Annotated in this window: 13 protein-coding genes; 6 read left to right on the forward strand and 7 right to left on the reverse strand. The window is 57.6% G+C overall.

Annotation, left to right across the window (positions count from 1 at the left end; translation table 11 throughout):
• Window positions 1-145 precede the first annotated feature (145 nt).
• Both UH5x_RS08495 and UH5x_RS08500 read left to right on the forward strand, forming a co-directional pair.
• Window positions 146-1,420, forward strand: a complete 1,275-nt coding sequence (locus tag UH5x_RS08495; RefSeq protein ID WP_482635405.1) for a hypothetical protein — start codon at window positions 146-148, stop codon at window positions 1,418-1,420.
• 88 nt (window positions 1,421-1,508) lie between these two features.
• Window positions 1,509-3,032, forward strand: coding sequence for an RtcB family protein (locus tag UH5x_RS08500; protein WP_482635406.1), 1,524 nt, complete (start codon window positions 1,509-1,511; stop codon window positions 3,030-3,032).
• Window position 3,033: 1 nt separating this feature from the next.
• On the opposite strand, the gene UH5x_RS08505 is transcribed toward UH5x_RS08500, so the two are convergent.
• Together UH5x_RS08505 and UH5x_RS08510 are read right to left on the reverse strand one after the other, a co-directional pair.
• Window positions 3,034-4,020, reverse strand: a complete 987-nt coding sequence (locus UH5x_RS08505; protein WP_482635407.1) for a Gfo/Idh/MocA family protein — start codon at window positions 4,018-4,020, stop codon at window positions 3,034-3,036.
• A gap of 127 nt (window positions 4,021-4,147) precedes the next feature.
• Complete coding sequence (locus UH5x_RS08510) at window positions 4,148-5,917, reverse strand: alkaline phosphatase (protein ID WP_047813007.1); 1,770 nt, start codon at window positions 5,915-5,917, stop codon at window positions 4,148-4,150.
• A 426-nt stretch (window positions 5,918-6,343) separates the two neighbouring features.
• On the opposite strand from UH5x_RS08510, the gene UH5x_RS08515 reads away from it, so the two are divergent.
• Both UH5x_RS08515 and UH5x_RS08520 read left to right on the forward strand, forming a co-directional pair.
• Entirely contained in the window at window positions 6,344-6,868 is a 525-nt protein-coding gene (locus tag UH5x_RS08515; RefSeq protein WP_482635408.1) for a hypothetical protein, read from the forward strand.
• 1 nt (window position 6,869) lies between these two features.
• On the forward strand, window positions 6,870-7,367 hold the full coding sequence (locus UH5x_RS08520; protein WP_047812806.1) for a response regulator: 498 nt from the start codon (window positions 6,870-6,872) through the stop codon (window positions 7,365-7,367).
• A 34-nt stretch (window positions 7,368-7,401) separates the two neighbouring features.
• Here the strand turns inward: UH5x_RS08520 and UH5x_RS08525 are convergent, their stop codons facing one another.
• The 3 genes from UH5x_RS08525 to UH5x_RS08535 form a co-directional block, all read right to left on the reverse strand.
• On the reverse strand, window positions 7,402-8,214 hold the full coding sequence (locus UH5x_RS08525; RefSeq protein WP_482635409.1) for a hypothetical protein: 813 nt from the start codon (window positions 8,212-8,214) through the stop codon (window positions 7,402-7,404).
• A gap of 2 nt (window positions 8,215-8,216) precedes the next feature.
• On the reverse strand, window positions 8,217-9,755 hold the full coding sequence (locus UH5x_RS08530; RefSeq protein ID WP_482635410.1) for a trypsin-like peptidase domain-containing protein: 1,539 nt from the start codon (window positions 9,753-9,755) through the stop codon (window positions 8,217-8,219).
• Window positions 9,756-10,071: 316 nt separating this feature from the next.
• On the reverse strand, window positions 10,072-11,469 hold the full coding sequence (locus tag UH5x_RS08535; RefSeq protein ID WP_047812803.1) for a tetratricopeptide repeat protein: 1,398 nt from the start codon (window positions 11,467-11,469) through the stop codon (window positions 10,072-10,074).
• Between the two features lie 531 nt (window positions 11,470-12,000).
• Between UH5x_RS08535 and UH5x_RS08540 the strand changes: the two genes are divergently transcribed.
• On the forward strand, window positions 12,001-13,755 hold the full coding sequence (locus UH5x_RS08540; RefSeq protein ID WP_482635411.1) for a heterocycloanthracin/sonorensin family bacteriocin: 1,755 nt from the start codon (window positions 12,001-12,003) through the stop codon (window positions 13,753-13,755).
• Between the two features lie 151 nt (window positions 13,756-13,906).
• Here UH5x_RS08540 and UH5x_RS08545 read toward each other — a convergent pair whose 3' ends face one another.
• Window positions 13,907-14,749, reverse strand: a complete 843-nt coding sequence (locus tag UH5x_RS08545; RefSeq protein WP_047812801.1) for a hypothetical protein — start codon at window positions 14,747-14,749, stop codon at window positions 13,907-13,909.
• A complete protein-coding gene (locus UH5x_RS08550; RefSeq protein WP_047812800.1) occupies window positions 14,730-15,437 on the reverse strand; it encodes a PTS sugar transporter subunit IIA in 708 nt (235 codons plus the stop codon). The genes UH5x_RS08545 and UH5x_RS08550 overlap by 20 nt, the downstream gene beginning before the upstream one ends.
• Window positions 15,438-15,662: 225 nt before the next feature.
• On the opposite strand from UH5x_RS08550, the gene UH5x_RS08555 reads away from it, so the two are divergent.
• Window positions 15,663-17,234 (forward strand): hypothetical protein, encoded by a 1,572-nt coding sequence (locus UH5x_RS08555; RefSeq protein ID WP_047813006.1) that lies wholly within the window; start codon window positions 15,663-15,665, stop codon window positions 17,232-17,234.
• Window positions 17,235-17,341: the final 107 nt, after the last annotated feature.

Genomic DNA, 17,341 nt, shown 5'->3' on the forward strand with positions numbered 1-17,341 from the left:
GCGAAAAATTTTCGCGGCAGGTCGATGGGTGCCTCCGCGTTTTGCGTCAGAGCGTTTTGACACTCCGCGTTGGTTCCTGTGGTGCGCCAGTTGGTTCGTGCTGGCAGGGATCATGATCGGCGGGATTCGCCCATCCCACGACCTCATGGCACAATCCGTTGCGTCCGTGACGAATGCCTCCGAAAACAACGCGTCAGGGCACTCAAAGGCATCGAATTCACCCGACGACCAATCCGATTTCATCCTGCTTCGCAATGACCGCGTCCTCCGGGGCGACGTGCAAATCGCTGGTGAATCCATCGTCATCCGTCGGGGCGGTTCGGAAATCCGACTCCCTGCCAAAGAGGTGATCGGTGCACGAGACAACCTGGAGGCACTCTTTGAACTTCGCCAGGAATGGCTCGCCGCCAGAACATCGCCACGACCGCTGCCGCGAGCCTTGTCTGCTGCCCGTTGGTGTGTCGACCAAGGACTGCATCCTCAGGCGGTTCAGCAGTTGATGGACGTCTATCAACTCGATCCCAACAACACCGAAGCTCAACACCTGGAATCTCGACTTCGGAACATCGCCCGCCCAGACTCCTCCGATTCTCCGCCAAGTGATGTTCAACAGGCCAGCTACGTCGAGACGACCGAAGAGCACGTCCTGGCGGTGTCTTCAACGAGCATTCATGAAAACCATGATTTGCCGATTGCTCCACCGAAGTCCACCCCGACCGACCGACTGCACGAAGAGGTCATGGACTCTTGGTTGCTGCATGCCTTCACAGCACGAATTCAACCCATCCTCTTGGCCCGATGCGCTCAATGTCACGATCAAAGCCTGAGTGACGATGCAGGCGATCTCCAGCTGATTCGTCCGATTCATTCCAGTCGTCCCACCCGCCGAATCACCGAGGCCAACCTGCGGGAAATCTTGAAGCACTGTGTGCCAGGCGATCCCGCGGCGAGCCCTTTGGTGAGAATGGCCCAGCAAGACCATGGCCAGAAGACTTCCCATCGCCAACACACGACGTCCTTGCCCAGCGATTCGGCGCTCCTGAAAACCTTGGAAAGCTTTATTGATCAGCTTCCACGACTCAGCGAATTGAAAGAATCTCGCCCTGAGTCCAACTCCCCAGCATCACCAAACGCAGTGCCTCTCAAACAGGTCGCAGCGACCTCGTTTGTAAAAGAATCACTTGGGGTCCAAACGTCCAAGGAAGAATTTGAAACGTCCCCCTCATGGTCGCCACTCGCAAACGGCGACGTCAAACTTTCACCGAGCGAAACCCCAACCCTCGCCCCGACTGAAAGCCAAGGTGGGGACCGCCCCCGGCGTTTGCCGAAAGTCGAACAACCCCTCTCCAAAGATCTGTTCAATCGCCAAACAGAACTGATCGAATTGTTCCGCGGAACGCTTCCCACGCGAGCTGATTGAACGGGTCGCTTCTTGATGTAGCTTCGGTTTCAAAGGATTCGCCGCGAACCTTTGAAAACTCGTGTTCTCTTGTTGTTCAATCAAGCTCATGAAAGAACTCAAGAGGACAAGTGCGATGGACACCATGCACGAAATGCTGCAGATCAGCGGCCCAGCGATGGCAAGTTTGCCGGTCGGCGATAACTGCTCGCCCATCACCGTGATCGGGACCGATCCCATCCGGCAATCGTTTGGAAGTCAAACCTTTCAACAAGCCATCAACAGTCGCTTGGCTCCTGGCGTTTCGCAAGTCGTGCTGAACCCGGACGCCCACGTCGGTTACGGTGCGCCGGTGGGTTGTGTGATGGTTTCCCCGACCCACGTTTATCCCGGTCCAGTGGGGGTCGATATCAAGTGCAGCATGAGCTTGCTGCAAACGGATCTACCGGAAAAGGAAATCGCGGATTGGAAAATTCGTCGCCGGGTGATCCAAGCGATTGCGAAACGAGTCCCCACCGGCGCAGGCCGTGGTCAACGACATGTCCCCAAAAGCCGCAGTGTTGACGGACCGCTTGGTTTCCAGGTGGCGACCGAAGGTGCCTCGAAGTCGGTGCTCAAGAAGTTGGGCATCCCCAAGGCCTGGGCAAACCGCTGCGAAGACGCATCGCATTCCGCTCCCGATGGATCAACCGACACGCTTGCAGCGAGATTGGAATGGATGGGACGCGACCGAGACAAACGCGATCGAATTGAAAGCAAGTTTCGGCAACTGGGGAGCTACGGCGGGGGCAACCATTTTGGTGAAGCCGAGGTCGTGTCGTTGTCACAATGCCCCAAACTACGATCCGTTGGTGAACAGTGGGGACTGCGACACGGTCGCGTCGCGTTCTTGTCTCATTGCGGGTCACGTGGTTTTGGTCACGATTTAGCGATGGGACAATTCCGCGCGATGAAGTCGCATTTCCAATCCAGTGGCCTGGCGTTTCCCGCTGGCGATCCGCAACTGTGTTACGCCGAAGCGAACTCCCCCGAAGGCCAGCGGTACCTGTGCGACATGGCCATGGGAGCTAACTTCGCAACGGTCAATCACCTGCTGATCAATCAATTGGTGCTCGAATCCTTCCGTGAAGTGTTCCCGGGAATTCGAGGCGAATTGATCTACTTCATCAGCCACAACATCGCTCGCCAAGAACCGGTCGACGGACGCCAACAATGGGTCCATCGAAAAGGTGCGACGCGAGCGTTCCCGGCGGGGCATGAACAATTGGTGGGCACCGATTTTGAATCGACCGGTCACCCGATCCTGCTGCCGGGGAACCCTCGCGATGGCTCCTCCATCATGGTCGCTCGTCCCGGTGCATCCGTGTCGGCGTTCAGCGTCAATCACGGTGCGGGACGACAACTCAGTCGAACCAAAGCCAAGAAGAACCTCAACCAAATGGTCGTCGACAAAAACCTGCTCGACCACGACGTGATCAGCAACTGCCGAGTGTACCCGCGGGACGAAGCGCCGGATGCCTACAAGGACTTCACCGAGGTTCTCAAGAGCGTGACGGAGGCGGGCTTGGCAGAGGAAGTTGCCCGACTCACAGCCAAGTTCGTGCTCAAAGACGGTGCCCCCGCTGACGATTGACTCAAGACCGAACGTCAACGACTCCTTTGGAATCGTCGGCGTTTGCGTAAGCCATTTCGATGATGTCGTTGGTTTGCTTGCCACGCGATCCAGTGATTCCCGGCTCGCGATTTTCTTCCAACGCCAGCGTGAAGTCTTCGATCAACGGCGCGTGCAGGTTGTCCGCCGGTGGATGGGATTCTCGCGTGAGTCCGTCCGCGGTGAACAACTTCAGTTCGTCGCCGTTGAGTTCTTCGATGGTGACCCGACCGTCCGTTCCAATGACCTCCAAGCGATCGGGAGCGTTGACGGTGCCAAAGTAACTTTGCAACACACCGTGGACACCGTTGTTGAATTGCATCAACAACGTCGCCACCTGTTCCGCTTCGAAGTCAGCGGAATCGATTCGGCTGGATTGAACCGATCGGATATCGCCGATCAAGTGCAGGAACAAATCCAACCGGTGACTCCCGATGTCCATCAACGGTCCTCCGCCACCTCGGGCAAGCACCACCCGCCAATCATCAGCAGGAAACCGGTTGGGGTTGCCGGTCACGCAAGCGATCGACAGCACACGGCCCAAAGTCCCTGACTGGATCAGTTGTTGGATCCGTTCAACGGCAGGATAGAAACGTCGGTAATAGGCGACGCCCAGGGTCACCCCCGCGCGTTCGCAGGCAGTGATCATGCGTTGGCATTGATCCGGATCGATCGCCATTGGTTTTTCAACCAAAACATGCTTGCCCGCCTCGGCCGCCGCGATGGTTTGCGGGCAATGGCAATCGACGGGTGTGGCGATGTAAACCGCATCCACTTCTGGTGATGCGATCAATTGCTCCGCGTCGGTGAATCGGTGTGGAACGCAGTGCTGATCCGCAAACTGATTCAGTTCCAGTTCGCTGCGCCGGCAAACGGCGACCAATTCGGAACGAGGGTCGTCCTTGATCGCCGCGGCAACGCGTTTGTGGGCAATGTCACCCGTGCCGATCAGTCCCCAGCGGATTGTCATTGAGATTCACTTCCTTTTGATCCGACGAACTCGGCAACACTGCAAGGGACTTTGATGGCGGCGGGAAGGCGGGGTGATTGCAAAGGCACTTCAACCTTTCCAGTCCAGCCCCGATGGGCTCACGGAATCAGCGATTCGCAGCCGCGGCTTTCTGGGCTGCGTTGCTGATCGCGTCGACGTTTTCAATCACCAAGAAGTGACCGTGGTCACTGGTGACGAAGACTGCGGTGTCGTCCCATGCCTCATTCTCTTCGACCCAGTTCACGATGGTTGCAAAGGCTTTGTCGCCACTGAGCACCGCACCGATGCTGCTGTCCAAATTATTCGCGTGGTTGGCCCAGTCAACATCGCCAGCTTCGACCAGCAACCAGAATTTGGATCGTTCATCGGCGCCCTTCTTCGGGGCCGACAAGAACTGCAAGGCGGACTGAGTCATGTCAGACAGCGTTGGATTTTCAACCACATCGGCTTGGGTGTATCGCTCTGTTCCCTTGACGTCAAAGGTCGGATTGAAATTGCCATCGGCAGTTTGGAAGGGGAGGTGTCCGCCTTTGGTTCCGAAGTAGCCCATCAAGCGAGTGTCTTCCGCGATGGCTTTTTCGGTCGCTTCTTGCAACACGTCCGCGCCGGGGCGACCCTCGGTCCGTTCAACCAACACGTACGAATGAGGCTTTCCCTCTGCGTAAGCCTTCTTCAACGCATCACGATCCGACTCGTGGAAGTATTTGTTTCCTTCCATGAAGTTGTCGCCTTGGGATTTGTCTTCCCCGGTGCCTTCGCCCCATCCGCCGCCGATCAACAAGTCCAATCCAGGCAGCGGGTCGTTGCGATGGGAGGATGATGGCAGCCCGACCAAGTCTCGGCTGATGTCTTGATAGTCCTGACGAATGACGTTGTTTGCATACGAAGCCGCGGGAGTGGCATGGCTGACCGGAACACTGGTCACCGCCCCCACCTTGAAGCCATCGGCTTGCAATTTTTGAGCGACTGGCACGGCGTGTGATCCATCAGGCAGCACGTTGATCGAACCGTTGTAAGTCTTCACGCCGGCCATCAGGCTAGTTGCCGTCGCAGCCGAATCAGCGACCGTGTGCGGGACCAAGCGGTCTTGTCCAATCACATATTCACGACGAGATTGCTCATGCCATGGCTTCGCTCCCCCATGCTCGGCGGAGAAGCCACCGGTGGACTCGGAATTGGGTGCCGTGACGGTTTGTGAGTTGACGTCATACTTCGTGCCGGACGAAAACGGTGTCGTGACGATGAACGCGAAATCGGTCTTCACGCCACGATAGTCTTGGAACAACAACCCAGTCCCCCGGCCAGTGTCATAGCGATTGCTTTGATTGTGATACAGAGCCGCCGCACGCGTCGTTGGCCAATCCATTCCGTCAAAGACCATCAGGATCACATGCCGTTTGCCCGCCTTCGCTGCGGCCATCTGCAAATCATGAACGTCAACTTGATCGTGGTAGTTGGCGTTGGGGTTCAGCGTCTTTTCATCCACGCGTCCGAAGTGCTCGCGCATGCGACCCGGGTTGCTGTACAGGCTTCCTCTTTCTCGCAATTCATTCAGCGTGAAGCCGAACGTGTAGAGCGGCACCATCCGATTGCTGTGGTTGGTCCAGGTGCTGTACTTCTTGGGGTTGCTGCCCCAATGTCCCCAAGGTGCGGATTGTTTCTTGATCGCGTTGGACTGCATGTCTCGCATCGGATCGACAATTGGCTCCCCGGAAGCCGTCGTTCCGGGAGCTCTCGAATCATCGACGTCGACCAAACTCTTGGCCTTCTCAAGAATCTTCCCAACGGTTTCCTCGGCAACAACTGGCGTGACGGCCAGCCCTGCCAACGAGGAGAGAAGCAAGCAAGCGACCGGCAGCAAACGCGTCGAGATCATTGATTCACGGAACTTTGAAGGGGGCGTGGGAGGCAGGGCACCGGACAAAGTGACATCATGTCTTCAAAAGTCCACTCGTCAAACGGGGCAATGGCAAAGATCCTAATAAGAATCGGTTCAGAAGTGTCCTCAGAATTCGATCGATGCATGACAGATGATCACGGCGTCACCCCCAGTTGTCGTCTTCGTTCCGTCAAACCGCAACGATTAGGGGAACTCTGCTCCTCGACAAGCTGCGATGAGGTGACATTCCACGCCACCCCCCTGGCAAAATTCCTTGACGACATGATCCCACAGTCGTACTCTCACTGTCTCTGCCCTGGACTCGATTGCTGGGCATGATCTTCCAGAGCACGGGCCACCAAAGCACGGAGGAATAACACTGGCATGACGAGCGCAAAACCCGATCTTCGGAGGGTGGTATCAATGATCGCCCCGCCTGCGATGGTCCGGGACGGTGACGACACCTCCCAAACAATCTTGATCAACGCGGCTTTTCTGCAAGAAATCAAGGACAGCAATCCCAATCTCTGGCTCGCAGCCAGTGAATTGAGAGCTCTCTGCGAGGCGGAACACTGGGACCCCGACACGACCAGCCAAGCTCTAATCAAGCAATTCGTGCGTGCCCTTGGCGAATTGAGAGACCTCATCGCCTTTCAATTTGGCCTGGAAGAGTCCTACGGCTACCTGAGAACCGTCGGGCCAACCCCCCAACTGGCCCATGCCTCGCCTGACTTTGCAGAGGTGCAGCAACAGCTTCAATTGGCCCTCGAACAGCATCAAAGGCTGTACCTGGACCTTTGTGATCTCGTGGAGCAGTCGGAGGAATTACAATATCGAGGTTGTGATCGATCGGCTGTGGTCAGCTTTGCCGAACAGGTTGCCCACTTCACACGTCAGATGACCCGTCATGAACGTCTCGAAGCCGAACTGATCGAAAGGGAGTTGTAGAATGCTAGGCGATTCACGCACCAAACCAATGGAAATTCTGTTGGTCGAAGACGGTTTGGTTGACGCGCGGGTGACAATCCACGCGCTGCGACGAAGCGGTCTGCACCACCGATTGACGCTGGTTCGCAGCGTTCATGAAGCGATCTTGTTCATGAAACGAACCGGCATCTTCGCACGCGCCCCGCGATTGGACTTGCTGCTCCTGGACATGATCCTGCCCGATGGCACTGGAATCGACGTGCTGGAAGAAATGCGAGAACTGCAGTCTGACGCCGCACGTGTCACCACTGTGGTGTTGACCGCCTGCGAGGAAGCTTCGTATCGAACTCGATGCGATGAACTGGGAGTTTGCGACTACATTCAAAAACCCGTCAGCGAAGACGAGTTCCTGCGAGTCGTTCGCGACCACAAGAAATTGATGATCCACCTGCAACAGGCCGCCGTGTCTGCCGCCGCCGGCAATCCAAGCCCGGCACGATCTGGAACGATGGGCGTCTAGACGCGTTTGACCAGTCGGGCGATAGCGGCCCGCTTCAAACCTTTGTGACCCGCATCAAAATCGGAAACTCGGTTCCACGAATCGTCCAGCTTCGATTGATCGACAACTGGAATCCAGCGGACGATCTGCCTCGCCAACCAACGGCGAGTGGTCCAATCCGAATCAAGTGAATCCGCCCGGCGGTCGCGATTCGGAATCGAGCATGAGCCCTCACGCTGCGGTGGTTCGTTGGATTGATCGCGGCCCAAACCGCCGTCACCTCATCGCGAGCAGTCACTTGACTGGCCGCTCCGGATCCAGTCGGGGATTCTGCCGCGAGCACTTCGTGAAGCAGCGTTGAATAGGCGCCGCGACCGCGAACCTCAGGCGACAATCTCGCCGCGAAAAGCCAGCGTTGATGCTTGGCCAAGTCGATTTGCAAATGCAGGTCCGATTCAATGAATCGGTCGGTTGCGATCCAAACGCCGCCAACGATTTCACTCCAGGACTGAGCCGGCTCGGTTGCCCCGACTTTGGATCCCGAAACGGTGTCCCGAGCCAATCCGTACGCGGAAAGGGATGGCTCGTCTGAATCGGAAGCAATGCCGGAGCCCGCACTTTGCTGATACGAACATCGATCAAATAGCGTCACACGTTCGATCTTCGCAAGCTCGTCGGATGACTCAGCCAGCCGAACTCGGTAAGGAGCCTCTTCCGATCGCTGATTCGCCCCTTGGTTCTTTGGCACATCTTTCTTTGACACATCGTCGAGCCGCACGATTTCCATGCAGCGATACCGAAAGATCGATGCTGGGATGACGCGGCAAAACAGGATACCAAGTGTGTATCGCAGGCCTCGACCTGCCATCGCTACCGGCTCATCGCAGCTTGGCGAATTTGTCGGACCAGATCGGCATCGGGACTGCTCAACGTCATCACCTGTTCGCGTTGCTGGCCGTCAGGATCCCGCAAAATCACGATCATCTCGGTCGCCGTTCCGGCGGATGCCATGGCTGGCGCAGAGGCTGCCGCCGCTGCGACGTTGGCACCGAACTGACTGGGAGCATTGAGTGCTGGTTCGTTAACGAATTGGTTCGCAGGTGCTGCAGGACTGGACTGCGTCGCTGCCAATTGGTTGCTGACGGGAGCCGCGGGACTGCCTTGATACAAACGTCCCAGCTGAATTCGCTCCAACTGCCAGTGAACCGAACCCGGTCCAGTGTAGATCCCGAGATCGGACTTGTAATCGGCGGCGTTGCAAACACCGATCAACACACCACGGTCATCGAACAAGCCACCGCCGCTACGGCCATCGATCGGAGCGCCATCGATCTCAAGATTGGATGCACCGAGATTTTGATTGTATTTGTCGACCCCCGTGATGCGGGTGTCACGGCGGCTGGGATCATCGCCGCGATCGCATCCAAAACTGAATGCCGTCTGCCCCACTTTGACGGTCTCGCCTTCTTGAATCACTTTCACAGGCTCCACCGCAAACCCGGGCCGAATGGCGACCAAGCCAATGTCACGATCGCCCGCGTCGTAGTCGACGACTTGTCCAGCGACGGTCCGAACTTCCCCCGCGACGAACAAATCCACTTCAATTCGGTCTTTGCCTTCGCCGTCACGGAAAAGGTGACCGCAGGTCAGCACCAAGGCTTCATCGCCGTTGGTATCGATGATCGTTCCTGTACCAGCTCCGTAGCCACGACCGTCGAACACTCGCAGGCGTACCGTCGCGGCCTTTGCCTTTTCGATCGCATCAGCCAGAGACATGCTGGGCATGGGCTCCATCGCCGCGTCTCGTGAGCTCACCAATTGAGCGGACGGTGCAGCAGCGTTGTTCATTGCCTGCCAATCGTTCGCAGGATTCGAATCGCTGTCGGCTCGTTCCTTGCGAATCGCGCGTCGTGGACTGCGATCGACTGCATTTTGCCCGGAGGTCAGGGGAGCCAAGCGGGTTTGAGGTTCGTTCCACGCCGGCTCGGTCGAAGTGCTGCGTGTCGGAATCAACGGCCCGGCAGCGGTTTGGTTCAACGCGGCGGAAAGTTCGCTCACCGATTGAACGCCCAACAATCGCGTGACTTCTTTGCCTTCCCGAAGCACCACGTAGGTTGGCGTGCTGCGGATTCCGAAGCGGCGGGTCAAATGGGCTTCTTTGTTGACGTCCACTTGGCGGACGGGAACACCGCGAGCGATCAATTCGGAGACGACCGGTTTCATCGCCAAACACGGGCCGCACTGAGCCGAAGAGAACTCCAGCAAAACAGCGTCGTTGCCCGCAGCGGACGATGCCAAAGCCGAAAGCGCAAAGCACGCCGTCATGAACTGAATCATGAGGTGCTGAGCAAACCAACGAATTTGCCGTGATCGATCGAGAACGCCAGCCAGTTGATGAGTCGTTTGCACTCTCGTCCCTCCTTGGACGATGGAAAAGTTCAATCAGCACAAAGCGTTTGGGTTCTCTTCTTCACCATCCTTGGAGACGAAGAGAACAGCCTTGTGTCCGCCGCGCGATGGTCGGACATCGGCGGGAACCACGGCAACCCCAATTGATTCGGCGGTCCGCCAATTCTTGAGTCTTTCTGCCGAGAATTTCTAAAAAAGTGGAGCGTACGAAGTTCGTGTGGGGGGCATCCACACCAAGATCGTGACGAGAGGGTGCCGTCCACGTGCCAAAGCCAGCGTTCTCAATCGGCACTGGAATTCGTCTGCCAAGACGCTCTCAACGCGACTCGGCCTTTTCCAGGCCCGTGGCCTCGGCCTCCTTCTCAGCCTGCTCCGCCAACTGTTTTGCAGCGGCCTTCTTCGCTTCCGCGTTCTCTTGATCAGCTTTCTTCTTGGCCTCCTTTTCGGCGGCAGCAAGTTCCGCTTTTTCAGCCGCAATCGGATCCGCGATGTAAGGCTTTTCAGCTCGGTATCGATCCAAGATTTTGCCAGCAAACTCCTTCGCGTCCTCCGGAGCCGACTCAACCACCTTTTCTTGCCAGCCCACTGCCTCCTTGAATTCGCCTTGAGCTGCCAAGGCGGCCGCAAGTGCAGACAGATCGCTGATGTTGCCATAGCCGTTCAGCTCGCAAGCCTTTTTCGCCGCTTCCACGGCGGCATCCGCGTCCCGCAAGGATTCATCCTCGGTCGTGGCCAGCAACCAAGCCCGGTTCTGGTGAGCCAATCCGTACTCCGGCGCCAACTCAATCGCCCGCTCGTAATCCGTGAGAGCTTCCTTGGCTTTGCCGAGTTGGTAGCGGTTGTAGCCACGGTTGTTCCAAGCCACAGGATCCTTTTCATTCAGCTCGATCGCCGCTGAAAAATCAGCCGCCGCAGCCGCGTACTCATGCTGTTGAAATCGGATGTAGCCGCGTCCCATGACCGCAGCGACATCTTCCGGGTTGTCGTCCACGATCGCATCGTAGTCCTGGATTGCCTTTTCCATTTCGCCCGCGGACTTGTACGCCAGCGCTCTCTGGCGAAGCAGGCCGGCGTTCCCCTCCCGAACCTCCAGAGCCTCGGTGTAATCCCCAATTGCCGCCTCGAATTCACGCTGAGCCATCCGGACAGCGGCACGATTGATGATCGGCGTGATGTCTTCGGGATCCAGCTGCAAGGCACGCTCGTAATCCTTGATGGCTTCGTCATGTTCACCGCGAGCGGCGTAGAACAAACCGCGACTGCTGTAAGCGTGGGCCTCTTCGTAGCCCTTTTCGATGGCTTTGTTGAAGTCCTCCATCGCCTTGTCCTGTTCTCCCAACGCCCACCAAGCCGAGGCACGAAGCGTGTGGTAGCGGCCTTCCTCGGGGAATTCTTCGATCAAATCGGTGTAAATCTCAGTCGATTCCGCTAATTCCAAGGCGTTGACCTTGTCCACTGCCCCCCGCGTCCCATCGTGGGTGACGATCACATAGTCCTCGCCGCGATCTTCCACGACCGTCAACAAGTCACCTTTGGCGATGACATCAACGACCTTGTCATCCTTCGCAAATTGCATTTCCACGCGAGCGACCACGGGTTGCCCCGGTTTGGCAGCAAAGCTGATGGCAGGCGTGATCCCGCACGCCACCGCGATGACGATGGCGGACGATCCGGTGCGGGCGGCCCAACGGAGGGAGTCTAACAGGGCGTTCATAGATTTCTTCGGAAGGTGCAAGTTCGGTCGAGACCAAGCCATCAGTGGCTGCCGGCCTCACAACGGAGTCCCCCGGACGATCCAATCGCTGAAGGGACTGAGTGTGCGAAAGAAGAAATTTATCAACCAGAATCTTCTCTCACGAGGGACGCCGCCGGGGAAAAGCAAATGTTCCTAGGATTTCCCACCCGCGATCGTTTGGGCCCCCCGATCTAGGAGCCCCGGCTGGCTGACCACGCGAAACCTGCGTGCTGTAGGATGATTGCGTCGGTTGCAAGGATTGTGCTCATTGCAACAATTAGGTGCTTTTTTAGGACCTGAACGATTGTAACCTTTCGGGACTGATCTAATCTGTTGCATCGGAACAAGGACATGCCCCCATCGACGCTGCGACAACCACCCGCAGGAGATGGACAAAGGAACACTCTCCGGGCTCGTCCCAGAGTATCAAATCACCCCTTCCCGTGTGCCGTCGGACCTCGATTGGCATTCGTATCCATCGTTGTTTAAGACTCTTTGAGGAATTCTCCAGTGAAGTTTGGATCCACTTTCGCAGCCATCGTCGCGACCTGTTTCGCTTCCATGGTTGCCACCACCATGGCCCAATGCGTGCCATGCGGCGGATGCTCCGATCCGTGCGGTGCATCGGCTCCCGTTGTCAGCAGCGGTTGCGGCGGCGCGGTTGGTTGCGGCCAAGGCTATGTCGTCCCGAGCCACACGTATTCAACCGGCGTTGTTTACAGCAGCGGCGCATCGGTGATGGGCGGTTCAGTCGTCACCTCCTCGGCCCCTCTTCGCGAAACCATCTGCGAACCAGTGGTCGGTTATCGCGTGGTCATGAAACCGACCTACGTGACCGAATCACGCATGGTCAACGTGACCGAAAACCAACCCGAAACTCGCTTCCGCACCAAAACCGTTTACAAGACGGTTCCCGTGACGGAAGAAAAGTATCGCACGACAGTCGTCAACGTTCCCAAGACGGACACCAAGACGATCACTTACTCCGTCTTGGTTCCCGTGAAAGAAGAGAAACAAGTCGAAGTCACGGAGTCGGTTCCTCAGTGGTCCGAAATCCCTGAAGAGTACACCGTTCGCGTGCCAACCCTGGTCGACGTTCCAGAAACGTACACCGTCAAGGTTCCTAAGTTGGTCGACGAAACCTTCACCTACACGGTCAACGTGCCTCAAGCCGTGACGACTCAAAAGACTCGCACCGTTGTCAACGCTGTGCCAGTCACCAAGAGCCGCACCATCGAAGTGGCGGTTCCAAAGACCACCATGCAAACCGTCACCAAGGACTACGGTCACTGGGAACAACAGGTCGTTGAAGTCGCCGCAGCACCGGTTGCGACCAACGTCACTTACGTCGGCGGTTGCGGTTCGACTTCGTCGGTCTCCTCCGCTTGCGGCGGATCGTGCGGACGCCGTTGCAGCGGATGCCGCTCGTGCGGCGGTTGCGTTTCCAAATGTGGCGGCTGCGGCAACGGCTGCGGGCAAGTCCTCGCCGGTTGCGGTGGCGGGGTTTCCTACTCGTCGCCTGCATCCACCGCCTGTGGATCGACAACCAGCACCATCACCAAACGCGTTTGGGTTCCCAACGTTGTGACGGAAGAAGTTCCTGTCACGACCAGCACCACCGAATCGCAAATCGTGAACTACACCGTTTACGAACAACAAGCGACCGAAGTTCCTTACGAGTGCACGACAATCGTCTACCAACCCGAAACTCGGACTGGTACCAAACAAGTTGTGCAGTACGTCGACGAAGCTCGCACTCGCACTCGCAAAGAAGTCCAGTACAACGACGAAACCCGGACTCGCGTTCGTAAGCAATTGACTTACACCTCGGTCACCAAAACCGAAACGATTCCCTACGTCACCTACAAAACCGAAGAACGCACCAAGGAAGTCAGCTTCACTTACAACGTTCCGGAATACACCGTCGAACCTTACTCGACCACTCGTTACGACCAAGTCGCTGAACAAGTGATCGAAGAATACACCGTCAGTGTTCCCGTCACCGTGACCCAGGAAAAGAAGGTCCAAGTCTGCAAGATGGTTCCGACCTTGGTCGAAGAATCCTTCACGCCTTGTGCCGAATCAGCCACCGTCGGTGGTTATCACTCCGGATCAGCCATCAACGTGGGACCATCGGTCATCATGGGTGGCAACGGAGCGAGCGGATGCAGCACCCCCATCCACTATCAATCGGCACCGTCGATTGGCAGCGGTTGCGGAAGCTGTGGCGCCACGGTCAGCGCATCGCCTTGCACCGGTTGCTAGTTCGCTTCGCCACTCCAATTGGCACACAAAGCCCGCCTGCGATTTTCGTGGGCGGGTTTTTTCATGCACCGCAGCCTCTTCGACTTACAAAGCAGCCTGCGTCATCCCAGAACCAGCACCGTCAAGCATCCGCCAATGCCCCGCGGACAGCTCAAGCCAACAAAGACTCCAGCGACTCACGACGAGTCGGCTTGTTCCAAACCGCCGACACACCGGACCGCCGTGCGGCGTGGATCTGAGCGGGAGTCGCCATCCCAGTCATCCAAATGTGCCGGTAACTTCGCCCCGACAAATCCTCTGGCACCTGAAAGGGTTTCGGATCGGCAGGCCGCCAAACCGAGTCATCCCAAACCACATGCGCGGAAGCAAGCCGATCGGCTCGCGTCAGTCGATCACGACGCCACGTCATCACTGGAACCGGCTGGTCACGCTCGCCCGCGATCGATTCCATCGCGTCAAAGATCGCGTCTGCGGTCGCCCAAGACCTGGAAACAATGACCAAGCCTTGTGCGGGCCGTGTTGGCGTTGAATGGGACCCCGCCCGAGATTCATGTTCTGCACGCGAGCGGTTCAACCACACCGGAAGTGTTTGCAAACTGTCTCGCCAACTGATGGTTTCAATCCATCCCTGTTGCCCGGGCAGACCCACGGAAGGAGCCACCAGCGGCCCCAACCAGCGCACCACGCTCGCGTTCGGAGCGACGCGCTGCAACTCGCGGAGTTGTTCCGCTTCAATCGGATGCGAGCGGTCGGTTTGAGCCAACAAAACGTGAGTCAGCGGAAGTCGCGGAGGCGATTCAATCAGTGACGCAACGTCTGGACAAGTGGCAACGGCGTCCGCGTTCTGCTCGCACAAAGCCTTGGCGTGCTGCGCCAACGGATCCGATGACCTGCCCACCCAAGCGACGATGCATGGAGCAGCAATCGTCGCCGAAGCATTGTGTTGCCCCGACCGTGGGACGGATTCGTCCAACTCAGAAGGTGTGATTCTCATCGAGTGACATCTCGGCTTCGTTCAAGATTGCCCAAGCGTCCGCAGGCGTGTCACTTGCACGCACGCCTTCCAAGAAGGATTCATCGGAGACAATTCGGCTCAATTTAGCCAAAATACGCAGGTGCGAACTGTCGTCATAAGAGCAGATCAAAAAGAAAATGTCCGTCAGCTGCCCGGTGTCCGAGAACGCGACCGGCGTTGGACAAATTCCCATCGCCAACACGGACTCGGCCAAAATCGACGTTTGCGGGCGGCGAGGGTGAAGCAAAGCAACACCGCAATCCAGCGCCGTCGGATGCAATTTTTCGCGCGTCGCGACCGCTTCGGCCATCGCCGGCGCATCCCACAGCATCCCGGTCCGGCTGGCAAGTTCGCACATGTTGCGAATCACACTGCCGCGAGTCCTGGCCACGAACGGGTTGGCAACCAACTCAACCGGGCAGATCTCCGCCAACGAGTGAGGAGGCGCCTCCGACTGCCGATGCAGCACCGCACGGACCTGATCCAGCTCGCCTTGGTCACTCAATCCAATGCGTTCTTCCAGCCAATGATGAATCTCGGCTTCGTTGAATTTCCATTCCCCTCCGACCCGCCGGCCCGGCAAGGTTCCTCGCGAAACCATCTTGATCACTTGGTCCGGAGTGATGTGCAGGTACCGAGCCAATTGTGAAATGTCTAAATCTTCCATCGCTGTGCTTCCCTCTTTCCAATGAATTGTTGATCAAACGAGCCAACTGCCGCTCAGATTTATCTTGACGAAAGTTCGTGGAAATCGCTAAATCGACTCAAGTAGTTGTTTCGACCGCGCCCGCCGAATTCAAAGTGCATCCCTTTGGCGAACCATTTTCACCACTTCGTCGCTCCGCAGGCGGGCGTCATCATAGGAGGATTCTCTCGAATCGTCCTCACCTTGATGGCGGCTTCGTTGGGATGCGTCGTGGTCGTGGTGGATTCGGCGCCTTCGATCGCGCAAACCAACTACGGCGAAACCCCACAAACCAATCTCGCTCCGATTCAATCGCCCGCCATCGGCACCTCGCCGTACGGTCAAACCGGCACCACCCCTCCAGCGGCCAGTGGCGGCTACGGCAGTTCGATCTACGCCAGCCCCAATTTCGCGACCCCACCGCCACCCAACACGGCGCCAGTTTCAGGCTCGCTGTTCGATCCTTACGCCTCGGCGGCCTCCGCCCCCAATTCCTTCGCGGTTCCTCAGTACACCCCCACGGCTCCTCCGGGGACCACTCCGCTGGGAGCCCCTGTTCCACTGACTTCAACCACCGGAAACGCCGCCTATCCCAACGGTGGCCTGCTCAACGGATTGTTCTCCGGCAGCATGTTCAGCGGGGGTTCCACCACGGCTCCCTACCAGGGCGCCGCCTACCAAGGCAGTGGATTCGCAACGGGATATGGCGGTGGGACCGCGGTTCCCTACGACGCCGGATCGATCTACTCCGGTGCCGCACCAACCTATCCTGGAACCGGAATGCCCTACGCGGGCGGAACCGTCTCCCCGAACTCCGCACTCGCGCCACCAAGTCTCAATCCTTATCCATCCGCCGCGTACCCCTCCGGATCTCCCTCGACCCTGTTTCCCGGTGGTTTCTCAGGATCGCCCTCGAGTCTGTTCCCGGGCGGCTTCAGTTCCCCGGAAGCCATCAGCGCCTACCAAATGCTCAATGGGCCCCGCCTTCGCCACACATACATTGGCGGTGGCGACGGTCCCACCGAAGTGGGTTACAACCAAACCGACGCCTCGATTGGATTCGCTTGGCCCAATTTTCTGTTCAGCACACGGCCGTTGTTCGTCGTCCCCTCCTTCTCGCTGTATTTGTTCGATGGCCCCGCCACTCCCGCGAGTGCCCCGACCCGAATGTTGCCGAGCAGTGCCTACGCCGCATCCCTCGACTTTGGCTGGCAAACCGATCCCAATCAGATCGTCGGTGCCGAACTGGGCGTGCGAGTGGGGGCGTACACCGATTTCGACACCTTCAACAGCGACAGCATCCGTGTTTTGGGAAAGGCGTTGGCCTCGTTTCGCTTGACCCCAACCTCGACACTCAAAGGTGGCGTGTACTACCTGGACCGTCTCGACACAAAACTCCTTCCCGCGGGGGGACTGCTGTGGCAACCCAATCCGTACACTCGATTTGACATCTACTTCCCTGAACCCAAACTCGCAAAATACTGGCGAACGATCGGCACCCGTGACGTTTGGTGGTACTTGGCCGGAGAATACGGCGGCGATTCTTGGACGCTCAGCGATACTGCGCTCGCTTCGGATGGCGAACGAGTCGATATCAACCAGATCAACGCGATGTTCGGGTTCGAGTGGGGAAACTCGCAATTGCTGCAAACCGGCCAACGCTCCGGTTTCATCGAGGCGGGCATCTCCTTTGATCGAGAATTGCTCTACGAACAATCGGTCTTGGGCAACACAGGCCTGGATGAAGCGTTTATCCTACGAGCTGGAATCGGCTACTGAGCCGATTTTCCCACGGCAGCGAATTTGACGTTGCGTTCGCAGGGGGGCACGCTAAACTCCTGCGATTCAGAAACATTGGTCCACCGCGATCACAAACGATCAGGAAA

Source organism: Rhodopirellula sp. UH5 (assembly GCF_056839225.1).

What these genes read in the sequence shown, in the direction of transcription:
- UH5x_RS08495 (WP_482635405.1), top strand. Translation starts at nt 146, where the DNA reads ATGGCACAATCCGTTGCGTCCGTGACGAATGCCTCCGAAAACAACGCG.
- UH5x_RS08500 (WP_482635406.1), top strand. Translation starts at nt 1,509, where the DNA reads ATGAAAGAACTCAAGAGGACAAGTGCGATGGACACCATGCACGAAATG.
- UH5x_RS08505 (WP_482635407.1), bottom strand. Translation starts at nt 4,020, where the DNA reads ATGACAATCCGCTGGGGACTGATCGGCACGGGTGACATTGCCCACAAA.
- UH5x_RS08510 (WP_047813007.1), bottom strand. Translation starts at nt 5,917, where the DNA reads ATGATCTCGACGCGTTTGCTGCCGGTCGCTTGCTTGCTTCTCTCCTCG.
- UH5x_RS08515 (WP_482635408.1), top strand. Translation starts at nt 6,344, where the DNA reads ATGATCGCCCCGCCTGCGATGGTCCGGGACGGTGACGACACCTCCCAA.
- UH5x_RS08520 (WP_047812806.1), top strand. Translation starts at nt 6,870, where the DNA reads ATGCTAGGCGATTCACGCACCAAACCAATGGAAATTCTGTTGGTCGAA.
- UH5x_RS08525 (WP_482635409.1), bottom strand. Translation starts at nt 8,214, where the DNA reads ATGGCAGGTCGAGGCCTGCGATACACACTTGGTATCCTGTTTTGCCGC.
- UH5x_RS08535 (WP_047812803.1), bottom strand. Translation starts at nt 11,469, where the DNA reads ATGAACGCCCTGTTAGACTCCCTCCGTTGGGCCGCCCGCACCGGATCG.
- UH5x_RS08545 (WP_047812801.1), bottom strand. Translation starts at nt 14,749, where the DNA reads ATGAGAATCACACCTTCTGAGTTGGACGAATCCGTCCCACGGTCGGGG.
- UH5x_RS08550 (WP_047812800.1), bottom strand. Translation starts at nt 15,437, where the DNA reads ATGGAAGATTTAGACATTTCACAATTGGCTCGGTACCTGCACATCACT.
- UH5x_RS08555 (WP_047813006.1), top strand. Translation starts at nt 15,663, where the DNA reads ATGGCGGCTTCGTTGGGATGCGTCGTGGTCGTGGTGGATTCGGCGCCT.